Annotated in this window: 7 protein-coding genes; all 7 read left to right on the forward strand. The window is 37.9% G+C overall.

What is annotated here, in order from left to right:
* Nucleotides 1–154 precede the first annotated feature (154 nt).
* The gene (locus tag K6V30_RS08805) at nucleotides 155–1,561 is read left to right on the forward strand and encodes an SGNH/GDSL hydrolase family protein (RefSeq protein WP_022301544.1); all 1,407 of its coding nucleotides are present in this window, start codon (nucleotides 155–157) and stop codon (nucleotides 1,559–1,561) included.
* A gap of 70 nt (nucleotides 1,562–1,631) precedes the next feature.
* Nucleotides 1,632–4,310, forward strand: coding sequence for a family 78 glycoside hydrolase catalytic domain (locus K6V30_RS08810; protein ID WP_055268583.1), 2,679 nt, complete (start codon nucleotides 1,632–1,634; stop codon nucleotides 4,308–4,310).
* 9 nt (nucleotides 4,311–4,319) lie between these two features.
* Entirely contained in the window at nucleotides 4,320–5,186 is an 867-nt protein-coding gene (locus K6V30_RS08815) for an alpha/beta hydrolase (protein ID WP_055268584.1), read from the forward strand.
* A gap of 276 nt (nucleotides 5,187–5,462) precedes the next feature.
* Entirely contained in the window at nucleotides 5,463–6,212 is a 750-nt protein-coding gene (locus K6V30_RS08820; protein ID WP_224207278.1) for a GDSL-type esterase/lipase family protein, read from the forward strand.
* 33 nt (nucleotides 6,213–6,245) lie between these two features.
* Complete coding sequence (locus K6V30_RS08825) at nucleotides 6,246–8,009, forward strand: hypothetical protein (protein WP_055268585.1); 1,764 nt, start codon at nucleotides 6,246–6,248, stop codon at nucleotides 8,007–8,009.
* Nucleotides 8,010–8,192: 183 nt separating this feature from the next.
* On the forward strand, nucleotides 8,193–9,563 hold the full coding sequence (locus tag K6V30_RS08830; RefSeq protein WP_010536670.1) for an IPT/TIG domain-containing protein: 1,371 nt from the start codon (nucleotides 8,193–8,195) through the stop codon (nucleotides 9,561–9,563).
* Between the two features lie 31 nt (nucleotides 9,564–9,594).
* Nucleotides 9,595–12,696 carry a SusC/RagA family TonB-linked outer membrane protein gene (locus K6V30_RS08835; protein WP_010536671.1) on the forward strand — a complete coding sequence of 1,034 codons (3,102 nt, stop codon included), beginning with the start codon at nucleotides 9,595–9,597 and terminating at the stop codon, nucleotides 12,694–12,696.
* The last annotated feature ends 22 nt before the right edge of the window (nucleotides 12,697–12,718 follow it).

Here is a 12,718-nt window from a genome sequence, read left to right on the forward strand (position 1 = left end):
TCCTAGTGGAAGTTGCAGGAAAAATAAAAGATCTGTTTTAGTGGTTAAGTAAACTTGAATCGTCTTTTTAAACAAGATTCTTTTTCATTCAAAGTTGGAAAAGAGAATGTTTTGAAGGATAAATAATTAAATTTGTAATAAAGCATATAATCAAATGAACTGTAAAATAAACGTAAAGGTATTTTTCCTGCTGTTTCTAGTCTGCACTTGTTGTAATAGCTTGTGCGCACAATCGGCAATTCCTCCCTTTAAAAAAGGAGAACGGGTAGTTTTTGTTGGAAATAGTATAACCCATGGCGGACATTATCATTCGTTTGTATGGTTGTATTACATGACTCGTTTCCCAAACAAGCCGATAACAATAATGAATGCCGGAATTGGCGGGGAGAGTGCATGGGATATTAAAGATCGGTTGGACTACGATGTTTTTGACAGAAAACCGACTTATGTGACTCTGACTTTTGGTATGAATGACACAGGGTATGATATTTTTTGGAAGGAGAATGCTAAGGAGTTGTCGGAGCAACGGATCGAAAAATCATTGGAAAGTTTTCGGGAAATAGAGAAACGCTTGCTGGCAGAGAATAAAATGACCAAAGTGCTGATAGGTGGTTCACCTTATGATGAAACGACGAAATTGAATAGTTTGCTTTTTCTTCATAAAAATGATGCTATTTTAAAGATAATTGATGCCCAGCGCAAAGCGGCTAAGAAGAATGGATGGGGATTTGTGGATTTTAATCAGCCGATGGTGCAAATAAGTCTGGAAGAGCAAAAGAAAGACTCAACATTCACTTTTTGTAGAGTGGATAGAATCCATCCTGATAATGACGGGCAGATGGTGATGGCTTATTTATTTTTAAAGGCGCAGGGATTGGATGGGGTCGAAGTATCGGATGTTTCGATTGATGCAAATAACAAGAATCTATTAAGTCATAGGAATTGTAAAGTCTCCGGACTGAAGAAAGAAGCAGGTAGTTTAAGTTTTGATTATTTGGCAAATTCACTTCCTTATCCTTTGGACTCTATTCCAAGACATGGTTGGGGAAACAAAAGGTCACAACGCGATGCTATGGATTTAGTTCCGTTTATGGAAGAATTTAATCAAGAGCGTTTGCAGGTGACTAACCTGGGAAAAGGTCATTATCGGTTGACAATAGACGGATTGTTTATTGATAATGTTTCATCTGAGCAGTTGGAAGATGGTATCAATCTGGCCGATTATCCCAATACACCCCAGTATCAGCAAGCTATGAAAATCATGTATCTGAACGAAGAACGTTTTGAAGTGGAAAAACGTTTCAGAGAATATTTGTGGACGGAATACTCGTTCTTGAAAAAGGAAGGTCTGTTGTTTGCTGATAATGAGGAGGCCGTAAATAAACTTAGGGAGTATTTACCTAAAGATGGTTTTCTGAGAATGAGTTATGAGTGGTATACCAAAGCGATGTATCCTGAGATACGCGAAGTGTGGAGTAAATATATGAAGACCATCGTCGATACAATCTATAAAATGAATAAGCCGACAACTCATAAAGTCAAGTTAACAAAGATAGATTGAGTCATTTATTATTTATTATGAGAGTATTGGACTGATGATCCATAGCTGTAATATTCATAGAAACTTATTTATGAAGAATAAAAAACTGTTACTAGGCATAGGAATAATATGCTGTCTTTGGTGTCTGCCAAAGATTGTACATGGGAAAGAGAACAGGGGGCCTTTCTCTTTGGTGGAGTTAAAATGTGAGAATATGGTTGATCCTTTGGGGATTGACAACGTTACTCCCTGTTTTAGCTGGAAATTGAAAGGAGATGGGGCGGTGGATAGACAAGCCTTTTACGAAATTCAGGTAGCGTCAGATAGTCTTCTGTTAATAGGGGGGAAGGCGGACTTATGGCAATCGGGAAAGTTGAAATCTGATGTTTCTGTGATGGTACCTTATCAAGGCTTGCCTCTGGCTTCGCGTTCTTTATGCTATTGGAGGGTACGTGCCTGGGACCGGAAAAGAAATGTTTCCCAATGGAGTACGGTGGCACGTTTTTCTATTGGTCTTTTGAATAAGGAACAGATACATGGCGCCTATATCGGTTCATCCCCGGAAGGAGGCAAAGTTTGTGCTCCTTTACTTCGCAAAAAAGTGCAAATAGATGAACTGGCAACAGCTTTTCTTTATGTGAATTCTCTGGGGTATCATGAAGTATATGTCAATGGAAAGAAAGTTACGGAGAATGTTCTTACCCCTGCTGTTTCACAGCTGAATAAACGTTCGTTAATGGTCACTTATGACGTATCTTCTTATTTGAAAGAAGGAGAGAATGATCTGTTGATATGGCTTGGACAAGGTTGGTATAAGAAAACTACTTTTGGTGCTGCTTATGACGGTCCGTTGGTAAAAGCGGAACTGGATATGCTGAAAGATGGAAAATGGAAAGTATTAACTGCAACCGACACTTCTTGGAGCGGACGTGAAAGTGGTTATTCAGATATAGGTAATTGGTGTGCTTTGCAATTTGGTGGTGAAAGAGTGGATGGGCGAATAGTGCCGACAGAATTTTCAACCTATTCTCTGGATAAAATGAAATGGTACCCTGTGGTGGAAGTAAATGTACCGGAACACATCGTTTCACCTCAAATGTGTGAAGCTAACAAGATACATCACACATTGCAACCTGTTTCTATCAGGAAACTTAGTGAAGGTACTTGGTTGGTAGATATGGGAAGAATACAGACCGGATGGTTTGAAATGCAGATGCCGGTGTTACCTGTGGGGCATGAGGTTACGATGGAATATAGTGATAATCTGACTAAGGAAGGAGATTTTGACAAACAGGGTGAGAGTGATGTTTATATTTCCGGTGGACGGAGGGGAGAATATTTTAGGAATAAGTTCAATCATCATGCTTATCGTTATGTCCGTATCTCCAACCTTCCGGTAGGACCGAAAACTGAATGGATAAAATCTCTCCAGATTTATGGCGATTATCGGCAGACCGCGACTTTCGAATGTTCGGATGCAGACTTGAACGCCATTCATAATATGATTCAATATACCATGAAGTGTCTGACATTTAGCGGATATATGGTCGACTGTCCGCATCTGGAGCGAGCAGGCTATGGTGGCGATGGAAATTCGTCTACAATGAGTTTGCAAACAATGTATGATGTAGCGCCGACTTTCACAAACTGGATACAAACATGGGGAGATTCAATGCGCGACGGGGGAAGTCTGGCTCATGTAGGTCCTAATCCCGGTGCAGGTGGCGGCGGTCCGTATTGGTGTGGATTTATTGTGCAGGCGCCATGGCGAACGTATGTGAATTACGATGATTCGAGATTGATAAAGAACTATTATCCAAAAATGAAAGAATGGTTCTCATATGTGGATAAATATACAGTGGATGGATTGCTGAAACGCTGGCCTGACACTCAATATCGTGATTGGTATCTTGGTGACTGGCTTGCACCGATGGGAGTGGATGCAGGAGCGCAATCTTCTGTTGATCTGGTGAATAATTGTTTTATCAGTGAATGTTTGGGGACAATGGAGAAAATAGCCCTGATACTTAGAGAAGAAAAGGAAGCACAAGAGTTTGCTGTGCGCAGGAAAAATCTTAATGAGTTGATTCATCAGACGTTTTATCATCCGAGTGAAGGCATCTATTCTACCGGTTCACAGTTAGACATGTGTTATCCGATGCTTGTAGGAGCTGTACCGGATTCTTTGTACGATGATGTGAAAAGAAAGATGATGACTGATACTGAAAAGCAGTACAAGGGCCATATTGCTGTAGGGCTGGTAGGTGTCCCTATTCTGACAGAGTGGGCTATTCGTAACAGGGAAGTTGACTTTTTATATCAAATGCTGAAGAAACGTGATTATCCAGGTTATTTGTATATGATAGATAATGGCGCTACAGCGACTTGGGAGTCTTGGAATGGTGAACGGAGCAGGGTGCATAACTGCTATAATGGAATTGGAGCCTGGTTTTATCAGGCAATAGGAGGACTAAGAATGGATGAGACAGCACCCGGTTATCGGCATGTATTTATCGATCCACAAATACCGGAAGGTGTGACTTGGGCTAAGATGACCAAAGACACTCCGTATGGTGTGATTGCTGTTGATTGGGAATTGACAGATAATATTATGACTCTTCAAGTCGATATTCCTGCAGGAGTTACTGCTACACTCTGTATTCCCGATGGGGCTGTTGCTTGTAAGATGAATGGGAAGAATGTTCGTATAGAAAAGAAAACAATCCAATTAAACGCAGGTAATTTAAAATACTATATTTACATGAAATAATAGATACGTATGAGAAAACATTTATTGTCAGCGCTTTTAGCGGTGTGTCTGGTTGCTACGGCCTTTGCTCAACAAGGGAAAGTATATGAGACACGTACTGTGAAAAGTGAGATTTTGGGAATGGAACGCAGTTACTCCATTTATTTGCCGGCAGGCTATGAGGAAGGAGATGGTAGTTATCCTGTATTGTATTTGCTTCACGGGTTAGGTGACAATCATACGGGATGGATACAATTTGGTCAGGTTCAGTATATTGCTGATAAGGCGATTGCTGAGGGGAAATCAGCACCGATGATTATTGTTATGCCTGATGCTGACACGGTTCATAAAGGCTATTTTAACTTGCTGGACGGAACGTATAATTACGAAGATTTCTTTTTTAAGGAATTAATCCCACATATAGAAAAAACGTACAGGGTGCGTGCTGAAAGTCGTTACCGTGCTATCTCCGGCTTGTCGATGGGAGGTGGTGGAGCGTTGTTTTATGCGCTTCATTATCCGGAGATGTTCGTTGCTGCTGCTCCGTTGAGTGCTGTTGGAGGGGAATGGACATTCGATCAAATGAAGAATCAATCGGATTTATCGAAGGTATCGGAAGAAAAGAAAGCGGAAATTCTCGGACAAATGGATATACAAACTATCTTGGAGAAATCCCCGAAAGAAAAGTTAGACCGCATCAAATGGATTCGCTGGTATATCAGTTGTGGTGACGATGATTTTTTATCGATAACGAACTGTCTTCTACATAACACGCTGTTGCAACATCAGGTTGGTCATGAATTTCGTGTGAAAGACGGTGGGCATTCGTGGACTTACTGGCGGATGGAGTTACCTGAAGTAATGAGGTTTGTATCCAGAATATTTACTCAATATTAAGCGTAAGTAAAGTAGGTTTTGTAGAGATAGGCTTTGGAGAATAAGACCTTTTGTCCTATGAATCAAAATTTATGGATATTTTTTTTATTTCTTTTTAGTGGTATTTGCCTGTTTACTCGTTCTTAATATAAACATTGTTTTTTATGGGTTTAATTTAGGTAAAAGGTTAGGATTGGTGTTTGATTGATTTTCAATTTTATCCTCCGGCTAAAATTGGCTCCTCATTACTCTTACTATAGTCGGAGGGAGCTTGCAAAATATCGTAGGTTAAGATAGGTGGATTGTTTTTTAAAAGGTAAAGAGGTTTTGTTTTCAGTTGAAACAGGAAAAATAGTGACTAGAATACAAAATCATATGACGAAAATAGTTCGAATATTAGTTTTCGCATTTCTGATGCTCATATCTGTTTGCGGTGTAGCGCAGGATAAGATTAAAATAGCTTGCATTGGCAATAGTATCACCGAAGGGGTTGACAATTATCCGACTCCTTTGGCTCGTATGCTTGGAGATCAATATGAAGTTGGTAATTTTGGAAAGTGGGGCCATACTTTATTGCGAAAAGGTGATCATCCTTATATGAGTACCGATGCATTTATCAATGCACAGAAATTTCAACCGAACGTTGTAATTATTAAACTTGGTACTAATGATTCCAAACCAGAAAATTGGAAATATAAGGATGAATTTGAAACTGATTTAGAATATATGATCACTACTTTCCAGAAGTGTGGATCTAAACCGAAAATCATTATATGTCGTTGTATTCCGGCAAGTAATAATTTATATGGAATCCGCAATGAGGTAATAACAGATGAAATTTATCCGATCCAAAAGAACGTTGCAAGAAAGTTCCATCTGAAATTGGTAGATCTGTATAGCCCATTAGAGCATAAAGTTGATTCAACTTGCTATGTATGGGATAATGTGCATCTGAATAAGAACGGTTCGCTCATATTGGCGGAGCATATATATAAAGCTATTACAGGTAAAAAAGCTCCTAAATTAAGAGATCCATTTGCTAAATAGAAGTAGGAGAAAAATCATACTATAAAACAACACATGAAGCGATATATTTATTTTATTTTTTTATCATGTTATGCAGCTAATCTATTGCTGACAGGTTGTGTACGACAGAAATTTGTTGTGATGGATATGGTACACCATAATCCGGGTGAAGCTATGACAGAATCAAAGTTTCTCGATCCTTCTTTCTTGAAAACAAATGAATATGGAGCAAAAGTTTTTTTCTTGTTTGAGGCTGCGCAGTTTGGAATTGACTGGAAGAGTTTTGATCCTTCTTTATTTCCGGATACTACTGAAGCCGGGCGCTGGGTGGCAGAGAAAGCAGAAATAATCCATAAAAAATATGATGCGGCAAAAAAGGAAGGTCTTCAGGTATACTGCATGCTTGATATGTTAGTACTTCCTTCCTCATTGGTAGAAAAACATAGAGCAGAACTTACTAACGAACAAGGAAAACTTGATATCTCGAAACCTTACACTCAGTTTTGTATTCGTGAATTGATGGAGGAAATGTTTAAAACGTTTCCACAATTGGATGGATTAGTGATTCGTACAGGAGAAACTTATCTGCATGATGCTCCTTATTACGTAGGTAATCATCCGGTACAAAACGGTATGCATGACCATATTACGTTAGTTAATTTATTGCGGAAAGAAGTTTGTGAAAGACGTAATAAGAAGTTGTTTTATCGTACATGGGATATTATGGGACAATTGCACTCGGTCCCAAAATATTATTTATCTGTTACAGACAGTATAGAGCCGCATCCCAATCTTTATTTCTCTATCAAACACACCATGACAGATTTTTGGAGATCAGCAATTGTAAATCCTGATATGAATTATAGTGCACTGGACAAATATTGGCTGGAAGAATCAGGACAATATGGTGTTCCTTTTAATCCTTGTATAGGTATTGGTAAACATCAACAAGTAGTAGAAGTGCAATGCCAACGTGAATATGAAGGAAAGGGAGCGCATCCAAATTATATCGCCAAAGGAGTAATTGGTGGTTTTGAAGAATTTAAGAAACCTGGTATAAAGAATCCGTATTGTTTAAACCAAGTGAAAGATAATCCCTTGTTTAAGGGTATTTGGACTTGGTCACGTGGTGGTGGTTGGGGAGGGCCTTATATCAAAAATGAGTTTTGGGTTGAATTAAATGCTTATGTCATGTCGCATTGGGCTAGTAATCCTTTGAAAACAGAAAAGGAAATACTATATGATTTTGCAAAAGCAAAGGGGCTTCCCGAGTCGGAATGGGAGATGTTTCGTCGGCTTTGCCTGTTATCAGAAGATGGAGTGATAAAAGGGCAATATAGTGCTATGGGAGATACTTATGTTAATTGGACACGTGATGATACCATAACTGGAGATGTATATCAAAAGAGTTATTTTGATCGTATGATTGAAAGAAATCAGGTAAATGCTTATCTGAAAGAAAAGGAAGAAGCTGTCCGTATTTGGAAGGAAATAGAACAGATCTCTCAAAAACTACATTTTCCTTCAGAAGAATTGAATCATTTCATTCGTACTTCCTGTTCGTATGGGCGCATTAAATATGAGCTTTTTTCTGTTTCGTGGCAGATTATGCTATGTGGTTATGTGGCAGATACAACAAAAAAGCCTTTTAATCGGGTAGAAATGGATAAGTATATTACCATATTTGATAGTTTGTGGAAAGAATGGAATGACTTATCTAAAGAAAACGATGATTGTCCTTCATTGTATAAGATTTCTTCTAACTTTTTTGGTTTTCCGGTTGGTATACAAGAGACAGTTGATAAATACAGGAAATAGCTTTCTACCTTTCCTCTTATATGTTATAGAAAATAAAAAATAAATGAATATTACTTAGTGGTTAGTATTATTCTAGTCGTCTTAATATTAACTGTAGCGAAAAGTATGAGAAAGAAACATAAAATAACAAAAGTAAGACTATGATCATTATTATTATATAAATTCTTAAAAACGGTATTTTCTATGAGAAACTTATTACAAAAATGTTTTAAATGGCAGTGGCTTGTTTGCATAGCTGTAGGCTGCTGCTTTGCGTCTTGTAAAGACGATGAAGAGTCAACTTCGGGCTATGACCCGAATAAGCCGATTGTGTTGACTGATTTCTATCCGAATGAAGGCAAACTTGCCACTCAAGTGATTCTTAATGGATCAAATTTTGGGAATAGTAAGGAAAATGTGAAGGTCTTTTTCAATGATAAAGAGGCTTCTGTAATTTCAGTGAAGGATGATAGAATGTTGGTATTGGCTCCAAAACGTGCATCTACAGTAGAGGACCCGGAGTGTGTTGTTAAAGTACAAGTGCAGGAGCAAATGGGAGAGTACAATCAGACATTTAATTATTATATCCAGACCACTGTTACTACATTAGTGGGAGGAAGTACATCAGCGCAGGTGAATCCAACAGGAACTATACCACTTTCGGAAGCACAATTTAGAGCAAATATTGACAGGTGTATTTGTGTAGATAAGGATAAAAATGTTTTCTTTTTAGTAGATAATGATGGAAAATTTGCTGCATTTATGTTGAATGAGGAGGCTGATAAATTAATATCTCTAAAATCAGATATTAATGCGATGTTTAACTCTCCTATCTTGGGATATAATAGTAAGGAGGGAATCGTTTATCAGTTTTGGGCCAATAGAGATAGTCATGATGTTAATTATTTTGACCCTAAGACGGATTATGCACCAACTACAGCTATAAGCTCTGTTTCATGGGATGATTCAAATTTCCCAAATATTGAAGGATTTGGAGTATGGGCAGCCAAGTGTAATTTTACAATGGGACCAGATGGAAAAATGTATTCAAGAATGTTGGGTGGAAATCTGGTACGGATTGATGTAGAGAATGCTAGGGGAGAGAATCTAACGAATGGGGATTTGGTTGGAACCAAGGATGGTAGTGCTTATGGACTTGTTTTCGATCCCCAAGATGAGAATGTTTTTTATTTCTCAAATAACGATAAACATTGCATTTATAAATATGATTTACGTACTAAAGAATGGGCATGTTGGGCTGGTCAAGAAGGTAAAAGCGGATATTTGGACGGACCGATAGGACAGGCTATGTTTAATAAACCTGGACAGATGTGTGTCGATTCCGAAGGCAATATAATTTTGACTGATACCGAGAATCACTGTATTCGTAAGATAACAATGAGTACAGGTTATGTATCTACATTAGCAGGAAAACCTCAAAATTCAGGTTATGTAAATGGTAGTGCAGAAGATGCTCAATTTAAAAAACCACTGGGAATCTGTATTGATAACGACGATGTAATGTATATCGGTGACTCAGAGAACCGTGCTATTCGTCGATTGGCTGTCGAATAAATAATTAGTGAAACTTTATATTTAATATAATATGAATCGAATATTTGTAATTTTTGCTTTGCTTCTTGCGTTTGTAGCACAAGTACACGCACAGAAAGAGCATAGCTTCATGTTGACTGGTACAGTCTTCGATGAATTTAATGAACCGGTTCCGGGAGCAAATGTATATGTTAAAGATAAACCGGGTGTGGGAATAACTACTAATATTGATGGTAAATTTCGGTTAAAGGTGAACATATATGATATAGTGGTTGTGTCTTTTTTGGGATATGAAAACTATGAGCAACGTTTAACGAATAAAATTGATAACATTAAAGTTACCTTAAAACCGGCTACGGAGAATATTGATGAAGTAGTGGTAGTAGGTATGGGTACACAGCGAAAGGTCAGTGTTGCTGGTGCAATTACAACGATGGATCCAGCACAGCTAGAGGTTCCTGCTACAAATATAGTTAATACACTAGCAGGTCGTGTTGCAGGTGTGATTGGAGTTCAATCTAGCGGTGAACCGGGCAAAAATATTTCCGAGTTTTGGGTGCGCGGTATTGGTACGTTTGGTGCTAATAGTGGTGCATTAGTGTTGATTGATGGTTTGGAAGGTAGTTTGAGTCAGATAGATGCTGCCGATGTTGAAAGCTTTTCTGTTTTGAAAGATGCTGCGGCTACAGCGGTGTATGGTAGTCGAGGTGCAAATGGTGTAGTATTGGTAACGACGAAGCGTGGTTTGGAGTCCAAATTGAAGATCAGTGGTCGTGCTAATATGACAATCTCACATTTAAAACGTTTACCTGAATATGTTAATGCCACTCAATATGCTGAAATGGCAAATGAAGCTTCTGTTGCAACCGGATTATCTCCTATTTATAACAAGACAGAAATGGATATTATAAAATATGGTTTAGATCCGGATCTGTACCCAAACATTGACTGGCAAGATGTTATTTTAAATCCCAATTCTTTCCAGCAAACTTATTATGTAAGTGCTCAAGGTGGTAGCAGTGTTGCCCGTTATTTTGCAAGTTTAGGAATGTCGAAAGAATCTGCGGCTTATAATCCATCCAAAGATAGTAAATACAATAAAGGTGTAGGCTATGATACTTATAATTATCGTTTGAATTTGGATATAGATTTGACTAAAACAACTAAAGTCTATATTGGAACAACTGGCTATATGTCGGTGAATACTCGCCCGAGCATGGGGGAATATTCTAGAGGAGTCAGTTTGACAGATTGGCTATGGAGTTCACAGGCAAAGACTACTCCAATAAGCTATCCATTACGCTATTCAAACGGATATTATCCTGCTGCAGGAACTAAGGATGAAATATCTCCGTATGTTCTATTGAATTATACAGGTAATGCTAGAGAACAGAATACCAGGAATTTAGTTACTTTAGGTATTACACAGGATTTGTCGATGATTACTAAAGGGCTATCAGCTAAAGTACAGGGATCATGGGATACACAAAGCTTATTCGGAGAAGCGCGCTATAAAATGCCGGAACTAAATGAGGCATTGAAGGAGCGTAACCCTAATGGTACCTTGAGTTTTGAGAAAATAGCTGATGAAAAGAACGTTACATATAGTAGTGCTGCTTGGGTTTGGAGGAAGCTATATTTAGAGGCAAATGTTAATTATGACCGTACCTTTGGTGATCATCGTGTAGGCGGTTTATTGTTTTATTATATAGAAGATACATCTGAAACTGGTGCGGATAAAAGCATGAATGCTATACCAAAACGTTATCAAAGTCTTTCTGGTCGTTTTACATATGGTTTTAAAGATACATATTTTTGGGATTTGAACTTTGGTTTGAATGGATCTGAAAACTTTGAACCAGGTAAACAATATGGATTCTTTCCGGCAGGAGCTTTCGCATGGGTACCATCTTCATATGAATTTATGCGTGAAAATGTAAGTTGGTTGAATTTTCTAAAGCTTCGCGTTTCTTATGGTGTTGTTGGTAATGACCGCATCAGTTCTAGACGTTTTCCTTATCTGACCCTAATAAAAGAAGAAAATGCTTCAAATCCTTGGGGAGGGACTGGTAGCTTAACAGAAGAACAAGTTGGTGCCAATAATTTGATGTGGGAAAAAGCAAAGAAATTTGATGTTGGCATGGATCTTCATTTATTTAAGGATAAATTTACTTTGACTTTAGATTATTTTAAGGATACACGGGATGGAATTTTTCAGGAACGTAAACAAATTCCTGATTATGTAGGCTTGATTCAAATGCCTTATGGTAATATAGGTCGTATGAAGAGCTGGGGTGCTGATGGAAATATGGAATTCTATCAACAGATAGGAAAGGATGCACATGTGATATTACGTAGTAATTTTACTTTAAGCAAGAATAAGATATTAAATTGGGAAGATACAAAAAAGCCTTATACATATTTGGAAAATAATGGTTACGCCAATAATGTACAACGTGGATTTGTTGCTATGGGATTGTTTAAAGATCAACAAGATGTAGAAATGAGTCCTACACAATTTGGTACGGTACGCCCTGGTGATATTAAATATCGAGATATAAATGGTGATGGCAAGATTACTGATGATGATAAAGTACCTTTATTTGCTTATTCAGGGGTACCACAGTTGATGTATGGTATTGGTGCTGAGTTTCGTTATAAAAGTTGGACACTAAATGTCTTGTTCAAGGGGACAGGACGTAATAAGTTCTTATATGGTGGTTCGGATGGTAAAAGTTTCGATGGATATATGCCATTTAATCAGAAGGATAAAGGAAATATAATGACTATTGCTTATAATCCGGAGAATCGTTGGATTTCTGCTGAATATTCAGGAAATCAGGCTACAGAGAATCCAAATGCTCGTTTTCCACGTTTGTATTATGGGAAAAATGAGAATAATACGAAACCTTCTACATTTTGGATGGGTGATGCCCGTTACTTACGTTTGCAGGAGTTGAGCTTGGCATATAATCTAAAAGTTCCTGCATTACAACGTATTTTGGGTATTAATTCCATGAATATTCAGTTGATGTGTGAAAATTTAGCAGTATGGGATTCTGTAAAGATCTTTGATCCAGAACAAGCGACCTCTTGTGGACAGGCTTATCCTTTGCCTGCACGTTATTCATTGCAGCTTTATTTGAATTTCTAATACTATATGTAAACTTAATAGA

The organism is Bacteroides faecis, assembly GCF_020091505.1.
GTDB classification, from domain to species: domain Bacteria; phylum Bacteroidota; class Bacteroidia; order Bacteroidales; family Bacteroidaceae; genus Bacteroides; species Bacteroides faecis.

What these genes read in the sequence shown, in the direction of transcription:
- K6V30_RS08815 (WP_055268584.1), top strand. Translation starts at nt 4,320, where the DNA reads ATGAGAAAACATTTATTGTCAGCGCTTTTAGCGGTGTGTCTGGTTGCT.
- K6V30_RS08805 (WP_022301544.1), top strand. Translation starts at nt 155, where the DNA reads ATGAACTGTAAAATAAACGTAAAGGTATTTTTCCTGCTGTTTCTAGTC.
- K6V30_RS08830 (WP_010536670.1), top strand. Translation starts at nt 8,193, where the DNA reads ATGAGAAACTTATTACAAAAATGTTTTAAATGGCAGTGGCTTGTTTGC.
- K6V30_RS08835 (WP_010536671.1), top strand. Translation starts at nt 9,595, where the DNA reads ATGAATCGAATATTTGTAATTTTTGCTTTGCTTCTTGCGTTTGTAGCA.
- K6V30_RS08825 (WP_055268585.1), top strand. Translation starts at nt 6,246, where the DNA reads ATGAAGCGATATATTTATTTTATTTTTTTATCATGTTATGCAGCTAAT.
- K6V30_RS08810 (WP_055268583.1), top strand. Translation starts at nt 1,632, where the DNA reads ATGAAGAATAAAAAACTGTTACTAGGCATAGGAATAATATGCTGTCTT.